Annotated in this window: 19 protein-coding genes; 1 reads left to right on the top strand and 18 read right to left on the bottom strand. The window is 71.5% G+C overall.

What is annotated here, in order from left to right:
• Nucleotides 1–6: 6 nt before the first annotated feature.
• The 5 genes from ACGFZN_RS06235 to ACGFZN_RS06255 all read right to left on the bottom strand — a co-directional run bounded on the left by ACGFZN_RS06235 (nucleotide 7) and on the right by ACGFZN_RS06255 (nucleotide 3,003).
• Nucleotides 7–744, bottom strand: a complete 738-nt coding sequence (locus ACGFZN_RS06235) for an SRPBCC domain-containing protein (protein WP_393857316.1) — start codon at nucleotides 742–744, stop codon at nucleotides 7–9.
• Nucleotides 745–758: 14 nt separating this feature from the next.
• Entirely contained in the window at nucleotides 759–1,358 is a 600-nt protein-coding gene (locus tag ACGFZN_RS06240; protein ID WP_393857317.1) for an ArsR/SmtB family transcription factor, read from the bottom strand.
• Between the two features lie 51 nt (nucleotides 1,359–1,409).
• Complete coding sequence (locus ACGFZN_RS06245) at nucleotides 1,410–1,898, bottom strand: DUF3618 domain-containing protein (protein WP_393857318.1); 489 nt, start codon at nucleotides 1,896–1,898, stop codon at nucleotides 1,410–1,412.
• A gap of 245 nt (nucleotides 1,899–2,143) precedes the next feature.
• A complete protein-coding gene (locus tag ACGFZN_RS06250; protein ID WP_393857319.1) occupies nucleotides 2,144–2,839 on the bottom strand; it encodes a hypothetical protein in 696 nt (231 codons plus the stop codon).
• Nucleotides 2,836–3,003: a hypothetical protein gene (locus ACGFZN_RS06255; RefSeq protein WP_393857320.1), complete on the bottom strand. Its 168-nt coding sequence runs from the start codon at nucleotides 3,001–3,003 to the stop codon at nucleotides 2,836–2,838. The genes ACGFZN_RS06250 and ACGFZN_RS06255 overlap by 4 nt, the downstream gene beginning before the upstream one ends.
• A 168-nt stretch (nucleotides 3,004–3,171) precedes the next feature.
• On the opposite strand from ACGFZN_RS06255, the gene dapA reads away from it, so the two are divergent.
• Entirely contained in the window at nucleotides 3,172–4,074 is a 903-nt protein-coding gene (gene dapA, locus ACGFZN_RS06260; protein ID WP_393857321.1) for a 4-hydroxy-tetrahydrodipicolinate synthase, read from the top strand.
• Between the two features lie 49 nt (nucleotides 4,075–4,123).
• Here dapA and ACGFZN_RS06265 read toward each other — a convergent pair whose 3' ends face one another.
• From ACGFZN_RS06265 to ACGFZN_RS06325, 13 genes are all read right to left on the bottom strand, one after another.
• On the bottom strand, nucleotides 4,124–5,344 hold the full coding sequence (locus ACGFZN_RS06265; RefSeq protein ID WP_393857322.1) for a WD40 repeat domain-containing protein: 1,221 nt from the start codon (nucleotides 5,342–5,344) through the stop codon (nucleotides 4,124–4,126).
• Nucleotides 5,341–5,892 (bottom strand): SigE family RNA polymerase sigma factor, encoded by a 552-nt coding sequence (locus ACGFZN_RS06270; protein WP_393857323.1) that lies wholly within the window; start codon nucleotides 5,890–5,892, stop codon nucleotides 5,341–5,343. The genes ACGFZN_RS06265 and ACGFZN_RS06270 overlap by 4 nt, the downstream gene beginning before the upstream one ends.
• Nucleotides 5,893–6,069: 177 nt before the next feature.
• Nucleotides 6,070–7,056 carry a 2,3,4,5-tetrahydropyridine-2,6-dicarboxylate N-succinyltransferase gene (dapD, locus tag ACGFZN_RS06275; RefSeq protein ID WP_393857324.1) on the bottom strand — a complete coding sequence of 329 codons (987 nt, stop codon included), beginning with the start codon at nucleotides 7,054–7,056 and terminating at the stop codon, nucleotides 6,070–6,072.
• Between the two features lie 64 nt (nucleotides 7,057–7,120).
• A complete protein-coding gene (locus tag ACGFZN_RS06280) occupies nucleotides 7,121–7,657 on the bottom strand; it encodes a TetR/AcrR family transcriptional regulator (RefSeq protein ID WP_393857325.1) in 537 nt (178 codons plus the stop codon).
• A complete protein-coding gene (locus tag ACGFZN_RS06285) occupies nucleotides 7,657–7,980 on the bottom strand; it encodes a DMT family transporter (protein ID WP_393857326.1) in 324 nt (107 codons plus the stop codon). The genes ACGFZN_RS06280 and ACGFZN_RS06285 overlap by 1 nt, the downstream gene beginning before the upstream one ends.
• Nucleotides 7,981–8,100: 120 nt before the next feature.
• Nucleotides 8,101–8,433: a metal-sulfur cluster assembly factor gene (locus tag ACGFZN_RS06290; protein ID WP_330340760.1), complete on the bottom strand. Its 333-nt coding sequence runs from the start codon at nucleotides 8,431–8,433 to the stop codon at nucleotides 8,101–8,103.
• Nucleotides 8,430–8,897, bottom strand: coding sequence for a Fe-S cluster assembly sulfur transfer protein SufU (gene sufU / locus ACGFZN_RS06295; RefSeq protein WP_393857327.1), 468 nt, complete (start codon nucleotides 8,895–8,897; stop codon nucleotides 8,430–8,432). Before sufU ends, ACGFZN_RS06290 begins: the two co-directional genes overlap by 4 nt.
• Before the next feature lie 18 nt (nucleotides 8,898–8,915).
• Nucleotides 8,916–10,172, bottom strand: coding sequence for a cysteine desulfurase (locus tag ACGFZN_RS06300; RefSeq protein ID WP_393857328.1), 1,257 nt, complete (start codon nucleotides 10,170–10,172; stop codon nucleotides 8,916–8,918).
• Nucleotides 10,169–10,933, bottom strand: a complete 765-nt coding sequence (sufC, locus tag ACGFZN_RS06305; RefSeq protein WP_393857329.1) for a Fe-S cluster assembly ATPase SufC — start codon at nucleotides 10,931–10,933, stop codon at nucleotides 10,169–10,171. Before sufC ends, ACGFZN_RS06300 begins: the two co-directional genes overlap by 4 nt.
• Nucleotides 10,934–10,940: 7 nt before the next feature.
• Entirely contained in the window at nucleotides 10,941–11,258 is a 318-nt protein-coding gene (locus ACGFZN_RS06310; RefSeq protein WP_330340757.1) for a non-heme iron oxygenase ferredoxin subunit, read from the bottom strand.
• The gene (sufD, locus tag ACGFZN_RS06315) at nucleotides 11,255–12,439 is read right to left on the bottom strand and encodes a Fe-S cluster assembly protein SufD (protein ID WP_393857330.1); all 1,185 of its coding nucleotides are present in this window, start codon (nucleotides 12,437–12,439) and stop codon (nucleotides 11,255–11,257) included. The genes ACGFZN_RS06310 and sufD overlap by 4 nt, the downstream gene beginning before the upstream one ends.
• Nucleotides 12,440–12,496: 57 nt before the next feature.
• Nucleotides 12,497–13,918 (bottom strand): Fe-S cluster assembly protein SufB, encoded by a 1,422-nt coding sequence (gene sufB, locus ACGFZN_RS06320; protein ID WP_351209414.1) that lies wholly within the window; start codon nucleotides 13,916–13,918, stop codon nucleotides 12,497–12,499.
• Nucleotides 13,915–14,649 (bottom strand): helix-turn-helix transcriptional regulator, encoded by a 735-nt coding sequence (locus ACGFZN_RS06325; protein WP_393857331.1) that lies wholly within the window; start codon nucleotides 14,647–14,649, stop codon nucleotides 13,915–13,917. Before ACGFZN_RS06325 ends, sufB begins: the two co-directional genes overlap by 4 nt.
• Nucleotides 14,650–14,776: the final 127 nt, after the last annotated feature.

Here is a 14,776-nt window from a genome sequence, read left to right on the forward strand (position 1 = left end):
CCCGTCTCAGGACCGGCCGAACACCCCGTTGAGCCAGTCCTGCCAGGCGGCCTCGTTCGCCTCGGCGTCGGCGTCCGGCGCGAAGTCGTGGACGCTGACGCCGAGCGGGGCGCCCCAGTGGCCCCGCCCGAAGAAGCGGATGAGGGCGTGGTCGGTGCGCAGCCCGACGAAGTACGGATTGCGGTAGTCGAGCACGGCGTCCAGGATCCGCCCGCCGGGTCCTCGGACGCTCACCTTCGCACCGGCGGCCGCGTCGTCCGCCAGCCCGAGGGCGCGCGCGACGGCGGCGAGCGCCCGGGGGCCGGCCGAGGCCGCGGGCCCGTTCAGCTGGGCGAAGGCGACCGGCCGGGGCGCGAAGTGGGTGAGGTACTCGCGCAGGGTGTGCAGATAGAAGTTGGTGTGCTTGCTCGCGCCGTCGTACTGGTTGTTCCAGTCGTCGGTGAAGATGCCGCTGTGCACATAGCGCACCCAGGCGCGGCGGCCCTCGTCGCGGGACTCGATGGTGTAGTCGAGCTGGTTGACCGACTGGGTGGGCATGCCGACGTCCTCGCTGCGGCTGCCGTAGCGGTGCGGCGGGTCCCAGGCGGTGACGGTGGACCCGAAGGGCCCCCTGCCGCCCTCCCGCGGCTCGGGCGGGTCCATGGGCCACAGATAGCCGCCGGTGCCGGTGGTGACGGCGTCCCACACCTTCTCGGGCGGGACGTCCACCTCGAACTCGCGGACGATCTCGAATTCCTCGGGCATGTCGGGACTCCTGCTCACCGGTCCAGTGCGGGGGCCTTGACCGTGGGATGCAGGGCGACGACGATCCGGTGGTCGCGCCCGCCCTCGGCGTCCGGGGCGTCGTACTTGCGGATCAGGGCGCTCACGCCCGCCGTCAGCTCCTGCACGAAGGCCGCCCGGTCGGCGGCGGAGGCGAAGCGGACCTGCCCGTCCAGCGCGTAGGTCGCCAGCCCCTTGCGGGCCCGCGCGGCACCGGTGATCAGCGCGCCGACGTCCCGCACCAGCCGGGCGCCGAGCGCGAGCAGCCACCGCGCGGACAGCTGGTCGCGAAAGCGGTCCGGGTCCGGCTGCACGCCCGGCAGAGCGGCGGGCGAGATGACGTACGACGCGGCGGTCGCACGCATCAGCCGCTCGGTGACGTTGCCCTTGCGCCGCTCCCCGGCCAGCTCGACGAGGCCGTGCCGCTCCAGCGTCTTGAGGTGGTAGTTCACCTTCTGCCGGGGCAGCCCGACCTTGCCGGCCAGCATGGTCGCCGAGGCGGGCTCGACAGCGAGCTCGGCGAGCAGCCGGGCCCGGACGGGGTCCAGCGACACGGCCGCCGCCTCGGGGTCCTCGATCACGGTCACGTCCAGCATGTCCCCACCCTCCCACCGAAAACTTTTCTTGTCCACGGTGGGCGGGCTGGCTCAGCGTCGCCTCATCCGCGCCACACCGGCGGCGACGGCGGCGGCGACACCCGCGACGCCCGCGATCACCGCCGGCCGCCGCAGCCGTACGAGGACCTGCATGGCCCTGCCCTGGACGGCGGCGGCCCGCCCCTGCGCGGTGTGCCCGGCATGCCCGACGCGCCCCTGCACGGCATGTCCGACGTCGGCCATCCGCCCCTGCACGGCGTGCCCGGCATGGGCGGCCTTGCCCTGCACGGCATGCCCGGCCTGCGCGGCCTTGCCCTGCACCGCGTGTCCGGCCTGGGCGGCGCCGGCGCGCAGCTGCACGGTCATGGCGCCGGCCTTGTCCCGCAGATCGGCGGCCCGCACCCGGGCCCGCCCCTTCACATCGGCCTTGCCGACCAACTGGGCGACGGTGCCCCCGAGTTGGTGCCGGGCGTGCTCGATCTGCTGCCGCAGCTCGTCGGGTCCCTTGGCCCCCGTACGATGCGGAGTCCTGTGCTTCATCGGTGTGCCCTTTCTCGCGTCGACGTCGGCCCGGCCGCTGCCGGACCCCGGGGCAGGCGTGCGTGTGTCGCCACCCGGCGCGGCACCGACTCACAGACCACCGTAGGCGCGACCCCGGCCACGACGCACCCGCACGGGCCGCCGCAGGCATCACGCCGCACGCACCCGCACCGGCCGCGCACCGAGGACGCACCGAGCAGGGCCGCCCCACGCTGCGGGTACCCGGACGGCCGGCCGTTAGGCCGTCACGACCGCCCCGAACCCCCGCCGCCACGCTCCCCGAGCCGGGCGAGTTGGCTCTGGAACCAGTCGAGCCGCGCCTGCAACAACGCCGCCTCGGCGACGAGTTCGGGCACGCCGAACTCCGCCCCCGCCGCCAACTCGCCAGAGCCGCCTCCCGCACCGCCACCGCGCGCCACCACCCGCAGCCCCTCCCCGGCCAGCCGGGCGAACCCGGCGAGCGAGACGGACGTACGCCCGCGCACACACCCGGCGCACACCGGGGCGAGCCCCCGCCACCCCGGCCTGCCCCACCCGGCGTCGGCGAGCGCGACGGCGGGAGCGCCGCAGGCGCAGGGCCCGGCGACGGCCGTACGCACCCGCTGCCGCCCGTACCGGAACCCGCGCTCGAAGCGGATGTACGGGCCGAGCACCACGACCTCCAGCAGCAGGGCCGTACGGTGCTCCGCGGTGCACAGCATGGCCTCGGCCGCGGCGCGGTCGTGGACGCAGTGGAACCCGCAGTCGCACAGCCGGGCCGGCGGCCGGTGCCGGCGCCCGTAGACGCACGCGGCGTCGTCGAGGACGCCGTACGGCAGCGCGCCGCCGAGCGACACTCCGGTGAACCCGGCCCGGGTGCCGTCCTGGGACAGCACCGGGTGGGCGATCTTGTATCCGGTCGGCGGCTCCGTCGGGCGTTCCGCGGGGAGCCGCAGTCTCATCGGACGGCCGGAACCTCTTCGCGGCCCGGCTCGGCCGTCACGGCGCGGGCGGTGTCCTCGGCGAGCGGTCCCCGCACCTCGCGGGCGGTCTCCCCCCGGACAGCCTCTTCGCCGCGCGGCCGCTCCTCGGCGTATCCGGTGGCCAGTGCCTTGCCGAGCTTCATGGTGCCTCCCATGACGGACGTCGGTGACCCTCCGGCCATAGTGACCCATGAAGGGCCGAGTTGGACACAGGGCCTCCGCCCACCGGACAAGACCATTCAGCGACGCTTACCAATAAGCCTTAGAAGAATTAAGTAGTCCTTCATTAAGACGCGGCCGACACTACCCCCATGACGACGACACCCACCACCCCCCGTCCCTTCGGCCGCACCCTCTGCGCGATGATCACGCCGTTCACCGAGGACGGCGCCCTCGACCTGGACGGCGCCCGCGAGCTCGCCGAGTGGCTGGTGGCCGAGGGCTGCGACGGTCTGGTGCTGAACGGCACCACGGGCGAGTCGCCCACCACCACGGACGCGGAGAAGACGGAACTGGTCGCGGCCGTCCGCGAGGCCGTCGGCGACCGGGTGTCCCTGGTCACCGGGGTGGGCACGGCCGACACCCGGCACACCGTGGAGCTGGCCCGCGCGGCCGGGACGGCGGGCGCCGACGGGGTGCTGGTGGTGACGCCGTACTACAGCAGGCCTCCGCAGGAGGCGCTGGAGGCGCACTTCCGCCAGGTCGCCGACGCGGGCGGACTGCCCGTGATGCTGTACGACATCCCGGGCCGCACCGGCACCCGGATCGAACCGCAGACGATGATCCGCGTCGCCGGGCACCCGGGGATCGTCGCGGTGAAGGACTGCTCGTACGACTTCCTCGGCACCCAGAAGGTGCTGGCGCAGACGGATCTCGCGTACTACGCGGGCTGCGACGAACATGTGCTGGCGCTGTACGCGGTCGGCGCCGCCGGCTGCGTCAGCACGGTCGCCAACGCCGTACCCGGCCGGATCGCCGCGATCCTCGACGCGTTCGACGCCGGCGACACCGCGCGGGCGGCGGAACTCCAGCTGCGGGCGACGCCGCTGATCGAGGCGACGACGGCCGCGGGACTGCCCGGCACGGTGACCGCGAAGGCGCTCCTCACGGCCCTCGGCCGCCCCGCGGGCCCGGTACGCGCACCCCTGCTGCCGGCGGACCGCGCGACGACCGGCGAACTGCTGACCCGGTATCGGGAACTCACCGCCGCCTGACCACGGGCAGACCACCGGCGCCGGGGCGCGAGCCCGTGCCCCGCGCACCTCACCGCTCGGCGAAGACCGGCTCCCAGTCCCTGTCGCCGTACCCGTCGTTCGGTTCCTGGAAGCCGCTGAGCGGCACGACCCGGCCGCTGCCGATCGTGACCAGCACCAGCCGTGGCCGGTACCGCTCGGCGTTCGGATCCCGCTCCCAGGCGATGAGCCGCCTGTCGTCCGCCCAGGCGACGAGCTGGGCGCCGCGCACGCGGATGATCTCCTTGCCGGTGAGCGGATCGCGGACGGAGGAGTACGACGTGTGGTGGGGCTCGGCGACCAGGCCCCACGCGGCGAGCTTCCCGTCCGGGGACAGCCGGGCGCTCACGTCCGACCGCAGGTGGCGTTCGTTCGCGGGGGCGGCGACCTTCCTGCCCCGGAAGTCGAAGAACTGCTGCATGCCGTCCCGCGGTCCGACGGCGCGCGAGTACAGCAGGTCACCGGCGCGGCTGAAGGCGAAGTCCTCGCGGCTCAGGAACTCCCGGCCCGCCGCGACGGCGACCCAGCTTCCCTTGCCGGTGGCCACGTCCACGACGGCGAAGCCGGTGCGGGACAGGCCGTCGAACACCGGTCCCCAGTCCGAGCGGCCGGTCCGCGCGTCCGTGACCTTCATGAACCCGTCGGGGTTCTCCGAGTAGGTCGTGGCGACCAGCTTGCGCCCGTCACCGGAGAAGGCGAGCCCCCCGATGCCGTGCGACACCGGGATCCAGCGCTCGACCTTCCTCGTGGCGAGGTCGAGCAGGCCGATCCGGGGGGCGGGCAGCGTGCGTTCCAGCACGGCGGCGGTCCTCAGGCCCGGCGCGACGGCCACGGACGACCAGCGACCGTCCTTCTCGTACCGGCCGGTCTTCGGGTTCAGCAGCCAGTACGTGCGTGCGCCGGTGGCATGGCCGGAGTCGCGCGGCACGACCTGCACGGTGTAGTACGCGGCCAGCGCGGACCGCCCGGCCGCGATCAGCTCGCGCGGCGGCCCCTGGTCGGGGTGGGCGGAGACGTCACGGGAGTCGAGCACGCCGGACGGCCGTACGTCGGTCTTCCCGCCGGAGTCCAGCAGCGGCACTGCGACGCCGACGGCGAGCACGGCGGCGGTGGCGACGGCGGCGGACGTCAGCCGGCGGGTCCGGCGGCGCCGGCGGGCGCCGAGCACCCGGTCGGCGAACCCGGCCGGCGCCGGCGGCTGCTGCGCGGCCTGCTCACGCAGGGTGTCGCGCACGAGTTCCTCGACGCTCACGGGCGCACCTCCACGGGCGAGAAGTCACGGGACGACGGGTCCCGGCCGGGGTCCAGGGCCGCCAGTTCGGGGGCCAGTTCCCGGAGCCGGGCCAGGGAGCGATGGGTGGTGGACCGCACGGTGCCCACGGAGCAGCCCAGGATCCGGGCCACGTCGGCCTCGGGCAGGTCCTCGAAGTACCGGAGCACCAGCACGGTGCGCTGCCGGGCGGTGAGCCGGGCCAGGGCCGCGCGCAGCACGAGCCGCAGCTCGGCGGCGCCGGACGCGTCCGCGGCCGCGGAGTCCTCGGGCGGTTCGGCGACGGTCACCTCCCGCCGCGGCCACTTCAGCCGCCAGCGGCTGATCTGCTGGCGGTACAGCACACGCCGGACGTACGCCTCCGGCTCGTCGATCCGCTGCCACCGCCCGGCCGCCTTGACCAGCGCGTTCTGCAGCAGGTCCTCGGCGGCGTGCCGGTCGCCGCCGGTCAGCAGGACGGCGGTCCTCAGCAGCGCGGACGACCTGCCTGCCACGAACTGCCGGAAATTCTCCTGCGCTTCGGCATCCATCGTCACCTTCTCTTCCCCCGGGGCCCCGTCATCCGGCCCCTCCACCCCTCCCGACGCCTCGGGCCACCGCCCGCTATGCCTCACCCCCGAAGGAGAATCGCGGGCGCAGGGCCTGCCGGCACGGCACAGCGCCCTCCGCCAGGTGTGGCGGAGGGCGCTGCCGCGCGGCGTGATGGGTCAGTTGTGGCTGTGCAGGATGTCGTTCAGACCGCCCCAGACCGCGTTGTTCGGGCGGGCCTCGACCGCACCGGTGACCGAGTTGCGGCGGAAGAGGATGTTGGAGGCGCCGTTCAGCTCGCGGGCCTTGACGATCTGGCCGTCGGGCATGGTGACCCGGGTGCCCGCGGTGACGTACAGGCCGGCCTCGACCACGCACTCGTCGCCGAGCGCGATGCCCACGCCCGCCTCCGCGCCGATCAGGCAGCGCTCGCCGATGGAGATGATCACGTTGCCGCCGCCGGACAGGGTGCCCATGGTGGAGGCGCCGCCGCCGATGTCGGAGCCGTTGCCGACCACGACGCCCGCGGAGATCCGGCCCTCGACCATGGAGGTGCCCAGCGTGCCGGCGTTGAAGTTGACGAAGCCCTCGTGCATGACGGTGGTGCCCTCGGCGAGGTGCGCGCCCAGGCGGACCCGGTCGGCGTCGGCGATGCGCACGCCCTTGGGGGCGACGTAGTCGGTCATCCGCGGGAACTTGTCGATCGAGGTGACCTGCAGGTGCAGGCCCTCGGCGCGGGCGTTGAGGCGCACCTTCTCGATGTCGTCCACCGCGACCGGGCCGAGCGAGGTCCAGGCGACGTTGGCGAGGTGGCCGAAGATGCCGTCCAGGCTCTGGCCGTGCGGCTTGACCAGGCGGTGCGAGAGCAGGTGCAGGCGCAGGTAGACGTCGTGGGCGTCGATCGGCTTCTCGTCCAGCGAGGCGATGACCGTGCGGACCGCGACCACCTCGACGCCCCGGCGGGCGTCCGGGCCGGTCGCCGCGGTCGCGCCGCCGCCCAGCAGCTCGGCCGCCTGCTCGGCGGTGAGCCGCTCGGTGCCGGCCGGGCCCGGCTCCTCGACCAGCTCGGGGGCCGGGAACCAGGTGTCGAGAACGGTGCCGTCGGAGGCGATCGTGGCGAGGCCGGCGGCGACGGCGCCGGTGGTGCGGGTAGCAGACTCGGTCATGGAACAAAACCTAACGTGGGCGGGGTGGTCAGGGCGAACCGCGTCTCACGTGCCGGGCGCCGCTTCAGGGGATCAGCCGAGCCAGCACCTCACGCGCGCGCTCCTCGTCGTACGAACCGCCGGAGAGCAGCACCTCCAGGCAGATCCCGTCCATCAGGGCCACCAGTGCCCGCGCCGTCACCTCGTCCACCCGCGCGGCCAGCCGGCAAGCCGTCTCCTGCGCCCACTGGGCGGCGACCGGGCGCAGGGCGGGGCGGCGCAGGGCGGCGAGGTACAGCTCGTACTCCAGCTCCACGCCCGGCCGGTCGCGGCCCAGCCACTCGCCGAGGACCCGGGCGAGGCCGGCCGCGAGGTCGCCGTCGCCGTCCGCGAGGACGCCGCTCGTGTCGAGCACCCGCGCGAACCCCTCGTTGGCCTGGCACAGGGCGGCCACCAGCAGGTCGTCCAGGGTGGCGAAGTGGTAGGTGGTGGAACCGAGCGGGACGTTCGCCTCGGCGGCGACCGTACGGTGGCTGAGTCCGGCGATGCCGTCGCGGGCGGCCACCCGGAGGGCCGCGTCGATGATCCGCTGCCGCCGCTCGGGGTCGTAGCGCCGCCCCATCAGTGACTCGCCCCGCCGAGGTTCAGCACGACCACGCCGCCGATGATCAGAAGGATGCCGCCGACCTTGGCGAGGCTCAGGCCCTCCCCGAAGAGGAGCAGGCCGAGCACGGCGATGGCGGCGGTGCCGACACCGGACCAGATCGCGTACGCCGTGCCGATCTGGACGGTCTTCAGCGTCTGGGCGAGCAGCGCGAAGGAGACCAGGTAGCCCAGGGCCGTCACGAGGGAGGGCCACAGCCGGCTGAACCCCTCGCTGTACTTCATCGCCGTCGTCGCGGCGACCTCGGCGGCGATGGCGCCGGCGAGCGTCAGATATCCCATGTGTACGAGCGTACACAACGATGCGTACGGCCGTACGCATCGGCCGGACGCACCCGGCCGGGCGCATGGAAAAGGGACCGCGGCACTCGGCCGCGGCCCCTTTCTTTCGCCCGCTCGGCGTCAGACGTTGAACCCGAGCGCCCGAAGCTGCTCGCGGCCGTCGTCCGTGATCTTGTCCGGGCCCCACGGGGGCATCCAGACCCAGTTGATGCGCAGTTCGTTGACGAGGCCGTCCGTGGCGGACTTGGCCTGGTCCTCGATGACGTCCGTCAGCGGGCAGGCCGCCGAGGTCAGGGTCATGTCGACCGTGGCCACGTTGGAGTCGTCGATGTGGATGCCGTAGATCAGGCCGAGGTTGACGACGTCGATGCCCAGCTCGGGGTCGACCACGTCCATCAGGGCCTCGCGGAGTTCCTCCTCGGAGACCGGCTTCATCTCAGCGGTGTCGCTCATGCCGTCTTCCTTTCGGCGTCGGCGCCACCCAGCGCCTGGGCCGTCGCGTCCTTCCACGCCATCCAGCTCAGGAGGGCGCACTTGACCCGCGCGGGGTACTTGGAGACACCGGCGAACGCGACCGCGTCCTCCAGGACGTCCTCCATCGCGTCGTCCGGCTCGATCCTGCCCTTGGACTGCATCAGCTCAAGGAAGGTCTCCTGGATCTTCTGCGCGTCCGCCAGGTCCTTGCCGACCAGCAGTTCGTTCAGCACGGAGGCGGAGGCCTGGCTGATCGAGCAGCCCTGGCCCTCGTAGCTGACGTCCGCGATCTGCGTGCCGTCGTACTTCACGCGGAGGGTGATCTCGTCGCCGCACGTCGGGTTCACATGGTGCACCTCGGCGTCGCCATCCCGCAGCCCACGCCCGTGGGGGTTCTTGTAGTGGTCCAGGATGACTTCCTGGTACATCGAATCCAGCTTCACGGTTTCAGCTCACGCCTCTCAGCCGAAGAAGTTCCGTACGTGCTCCAGCCCCTCGACCAGTGCGTCGATCTCGGCCGGCGTGGAGTACAGATAGAACGACGCTCGCGTGGTCGCAGGAATTCCGTACCGGAGGCAGACCGGACGGGCGCAGTGGTGGCCGACGCGGACCGCGATGCCCTGCTCGTCCAGGACCTGGCCCACGTCGTGCGGGTGGATGTCGCCCAGCGTGAAGGAGATCGCGGCGCCCCGGTCCTCGGCCGTCATCGGGCCGATGATCCTGAGGTCCGGAACCTTCTGCAGCTGCTGCACCGCGTACTCGGTGAGCGCGTGCTCGTGGGCGAGGATCTTGTCCATGCCGATCGACTGGAGGTAGTCGATCGCCGCGCCGAGACCGACCGCCTGCGCGATCGGGGGCGTGCCCGCCTCGAACTTGTGCGGCGCCGGGGCGTAGGTGGAGGAGTGCATCGAGACGGTCTCGATCATCTCGCCGCCGCCGAGGAACGGGGGCAGGTCCTCCAGCAGCTCCTGGCGGCCCCAGAGCACGCCGATGCCGGTCGGGCCGCACATCTTGTGGCCGGTGAAGGCCACGAAGTCGGCCTGCAGGGCCTGCACGTCCAGCGGCATGTGCGGGGCGGCCTGCGAGGCGTCGACGCACACCAGCGCGCCGACCTCCTGCGCCCGGCGCACGATCGCCTCGACCGGGTTGACCGTGCCCAGGATGTTCGACACCAGCACGAAGGAGACGATCTTCGTCTTCTCCGTGATGATCTCGTCGATGTTGGACAGGTCCAGGCGGCCGTCGTCGGTGAGACCGAACCACTTCAGCTTCGCGCCCGTGCGCTGCGCGAGCAGCTGCCACGGCACGATGTTGGAGTGGTGCTCCATCTCCGTGATGACGATCTCGGTCTCGTGGTCCACCCGGTAGGGCTCGTCGGCCCAGCCCAGCATGTTCGCCACGAGGTTCAGCGACTCGGAGGCGTTCTTGGTGAAGATCACCTCGTCGCGGCTGGGCGCGTTGACGAACGCGGCGACCTTGTCGCGCGCGCCCTCGTACAGCGCCGTGGCCTCCTCGGCGAGCACATGCACACCGCGGTGGACGTTGGCGTTGTAGCGCTCGTAGTACTCGCTCAGGGCGTCCAGCACCTGGCGCGGCTTCTGCGACGTCGCCGCGTTGTCCAGGTACACGAGCTTCCGGTCGTCGTGGACCAGCCGGTCCAGGACGGGGAAGTCCTTGCGGATCGCCTCGGTGTCGAGGAGGCCCGGCAGCTGTGTCACTCGGATGCGCCACCCTTCGTGTAAGCCTCGTAGCCCTCGTTCTCCAGCTTGTCCGCGAGCTCCGCGCCGCCGGACTCGACGATGCGGCCGCCGGCGAACACGTGGACGTGGTCGGGCTTGATGTAGCGCAGGATGCGCGTGTAGTGCGTGATCAGCAGGGTGCCGACCTCGCCGGTCTCACGGACGCGGTTGACGCCCTCGGAGACGATGCGGAGCGCGTCGACGTCCAGGCCGGAGTCGGTCTCGTCGAGGATCGCGACCTTCGGCTTGAGCAGTTCGAGCTGGAGGATCTCGTGGCGCTTCTTCTCACCGCCGGAGAAGCCCTCGTTGACGTTGCGCTCGGCGAAGGACGGGTCCATGTTGAGGCGCTCCATGGCCTCCTTGACCTCCTTCACCCAGGTGCGCAGCTTGGGGGCCTCGCCGCGGATGGCGGTGGCGGAGGTGCGCAGGAAGTTGGAGACCGAGACACCGGGGACCTCGACCGGGTACTGCATCGCCAGGAACAGGCCGGCGCGGGCGCGCTCGTCGACGGACATCTCCAGGACGTCCTCGCCGTCGAGGGTGACGGTGCCGCTGGTGATCGTGTACTTCGGGTGACCCGCGAGGGAGTAGGCGAGGGTCGACTTGCCGGAGCCGTTGGGGCCCATGATGGCGTGCGTCTCGCCCTGCTTCACGGTGAGGTCGACGCCCTTGAGGATCTCCTTCGTGGCGTTGTCGGCCTCGACGGTGACGTGCAGGTCTCGGATTTCAAGCGTTGCCATGGGTGCCTCAGGACTCCTGGGTGAGGGAGACGAGAACGTCGTCCCCTTCGATCTTGACGGGGTATACGGGGACGGGGCGCGTCGCCGGAAGGCTGTCGGGCTTGCCGGAGCGGAGGTCGAAGCGCGAGCCGTGCAGCCAGCACTCGATGTGGCAGTCGTCGACCTCGCCCTCGGCGAGCGAGACGTTCGCGTGGGAGCAGATGTCGTGGATGGCGAACACCTCGCCCTCGGTCTTCACGACCGAGACCGGCGTGCTGTCGATCTCCACCCGCTTCGGGGTGTCCTCCTCCAGCTCGCTCAGCCCGCAGACGCGTACGAAGCTCATGCGACCGAAGCCTCCAGCTCCTCCTCGATCTTGGCGAGCAGGCGCTCCTCGATGTCCGGGACACCGATCTGCTGGACCAGCTCGGCGAAGAAGCCGCGGACCACCAGGCGGCGGGCCTCGTGCTCCGGGATGCCGCGGGCCATCAGGTAGAAGAGCTGCTCGTCGTCGAAGCGGCCGGTGGCGGAGGCGTGGCCGGCGCCGACGATCTCACCGGTCTCGATCTCCAGGTTCGGCACCGAGTCGACGCGCGCACCGTCCGTGAGGACCAGGTTGCGGTTCATCTCGTAGGTGTCCGTGCCCTCGGCCTCGGCCTCGATGAGCACGTCGCCGATCCAGACCGCGTGCGCGTCGTCGCCCTGGAGCGCGCCCTTGTAGACGACGTTCGACTTGCAGTGCGGGGTGTTGTGGGTGACCAGCAGGCGGTGCTCCTGGTGCTGCCCGGCGTCGGTGAAGTACAGGCCGAACAGCTCGGCCTCGCCGCCGGGGCCGGCGTACGTCACGCGCGGGTGCAGGCGGACCACGTCACCGCCGAAGGTGACGACGACCGACTTGAGGGAGGCGTCCCGGCCGACCAGCGCGTTGTGCTGGGCGACGTGGACGGCCTTGTCGTCCCAGTCCTGGACGGAGACGACGGTCAGCTTGGCGCCGTCGCCCAGGACGTAGTCGACGTTGGCGGCGAGCACGGCGTCACCGGTGTGGTCGATGACGACGACGGCCTCGGCGAAGGCGCCCAGCTCGATCACCTGGTGGCCGAAGGCGACCCCGCCCTCGCCGTGCACGGCGATCCGGATCGGCTCGGTGAGCACCGTCTCCTTGGGGACGGTGACCACGCCGGCCTTCTCGAACGCCGAGTACGCCTGGGCGGCGACCCGGTCCACCGGGGTGCCCGCCCTGCCGAGGCGCGCGTCGTCGCGGCCGACGGTCTCGACGACGACGCCCTCGGGGGCCTGGACGGTGACCTTCACGCCCCCGCCGTTCGCGACGGCGGTGCCGTCGTGCAGCCCGCGCAGGCGCTCCAGCGGGGTGAACCGCCACTCCTCCTCGCGGCCGTGCGGGACCGGGAAGTCCGCCACGTCGAAGGAGGGGGGCGCGCTCATGCGCGAGACGACGGTCGACTCCGCGGCGACCGCGATGGAGCCCGCGGTGGTGGAACCCACGGGGATGTTCTGGGCCTCAGCCATGGCTGTCGTAGTGCTCTCTTTCCTGAGTAAGACGTCTGCCGGTGATGGGGGCGGTCGTCAGCCGACCGCGCCCTCCATCTGCAGCTCGATCAGCCGGTTGAGCTCCAGCGCGTACTCCATGGGCAGCTCCTTGGCAATCGGCTCGACGAAGCCGCGCACGATCATCGCCATCGCCTCGTCCTCGGACAGACCGCGGCTCATCAGGTAGAAGAGCTGGTCCTCGGAGACCTTGGAGACGGTGGCCTCGTGGCCCATGGACACGTCGTCCTCGCGGACGTCGACGTAGGGGTACGTGTCCGACCGGGAGACGGTGTCGACGAGCAGCGCGTCGCACAGCACGTTCGACTTCGACCCGGCGGCGCCCTCGCCGATCTCGATCAGACCGCGGTAGGAGGTACGGCCGCCACCGCGCGCCACCGACTTGGAGACGATGTTGGACGAGGTGTTCGGCGCCATGTGGACCATCTTCGCGCCGGCGTCCTGGTGCTGGCCCTCGCCCGCGAAGGCGATGGAGAGCGTCTCGCCCTTGGCGTGCTCGCCCATCAGGTAGACGGCCGGGTACTTCATCGTCACCTTGGAGCCGATGTTGCCGTCGATCCACTCCATGGTCGCGCCCTCGTAGGCCACGGCGCGCTTGGTGACCAGGTTGTAGACGTTGTTCGACCAGTTCTGGATGGTCGTGTAGCGGCAGCGGGCGTTCTTCTTGACGATGATCTCGACGACCGCGGAGTGCAGCGAGTCCGACTTGTAGATCGGGGCGGTGCAGCCCTCGACGTAGTGCACGTAGGCACCCTCGTCGACGATGATCAGGGTCCGCTCGAACTGGCCCATGTTCTCCGTGTTGATGCGGAAGTAGGCCTGCAGCGGGATCTCGACGTGGACGCCCTTGGGCACGTAGATGAAGGAGCCGCCGGACCACACGGCGGTGTTCAGGGCCGCGAACTTGTTGTCACCGGCGGGGATGACGGTCCCGAAGTACTCCTTGAAGAGCTCCGGGTGCTCCTTCAGCGCGGTGTCGGTGTCGAGGAAGATGACGCCCTGCTCCTCCAGGTCCTCGCGGATCTGGTGGTAGACGACCTCCGACTCGTACTGGGCGGCGACACCGGCGACCAGGCGCTGCTTCTCGGCCTCCGGGATGCCCAGCTTGTCGTAGGTGTTCTTGATGTCCTCGGGCAGGTCCTCCCAGGACTCCGCCTGCTTCTCCGTGGAGCGCACGAAGTACTTGATGTTGTCGAAGTCGATGCCCGACAGGTCGGAGCCCCAGTTCGGCATCGGCTTCTTCTCGAAGAGCTTCAGACCCTTCAGGCGCAGCTTGGTCATCCACTCCGGCTCGGACTTCTTGCCGGAGATGTCGCGGACGACCTCCTCGTTCAGGCCGCGCCTGGCGGAGGCACCGGCCACGTCGGAGTCGGCCCAGCCGTATTCGTACTTGCCCAGGCCCTCGAGTTCGGGGTGGGCAGTCTCCGTGGGGAGAGTCATGCGGGGTTCCTCCCGGCCGTGCTTGCAGGTGCGTCGGTGGATGTCTTGGGGATGAACGTCGTGCAGACGCCGTCGCCGTGCGCGATGGTCGCCAGTCGCTGGACGTGGGTACCCAGCAGCTCGGCGAAGATCTCCGTCTCCGCCTCGCACAGCTGCGGGAACTGCTCCGCGACGTGGGCGACCGGGCAGTGGTGCTGGCACAGCTGCTCGCCGACCGGTGCGCTGCGCGCCGTAGCAGCGTACCCGTCCGCGCTCAGGGCCTTGGCCAGCGCTTCGGCCCGCTGGTCCGGGCCGACCGCCTCGATCGCCTTGCGGTAGGCGCTCGCCTGGGCCGCGATCCGGGCGCGGGCGAAGGCGGCGACCGCCTCGGGCCCGCCGCCCTGCTCGGCGATCCAGCGGAGCGCGTCCGCGGCGAGCTTGTCGTAGGACTGGTCGAAGGCGTCCCGGCCGCAGTCGGTCAGCGCGAAGACCTTGGCGGGGCGGCCGCGCGTGCGCGCGCCGTACACGCGCTGTTCGCGGGCCTCCACCACGTTCTCCGTGACGAGCGCGTCCAGGTGGCGCCGTACGGCCGCCTGGGTGAGTCCCAGCCGGCCGGCGAGTTCGGCGACGGTCGACGGGCCGTGGTCCAGGATGGAGCGCGCGACGCGGTTGCGCGTGGAGCGCTCACCGGTCGCGAACTCTTCCTGCGGGGCCCCCAAGGGGGTCTCCCGAGCCTCGCCGACGTTTTTCACAACGCCATTGTTGCGTAATTCCCGAGAGCCTGACAAGCGGCGTCCGGATCACCGGACGGTGCCCTGCGTCACTTAGGCAAACCTAATCCGACCTGCGAAAACGATCTTTGATCGATCATCCGTCGGA

Origin of the sequence: Streptomyces sp. NPDC048192, from assembly GCF_043202415.1 — a bacterium.
Taxonomy (GTDB): Bacteria; Actinomycetota; Actinomycetes; order Streptomycetales; family Streptomycetaceae; genus Streptomyces.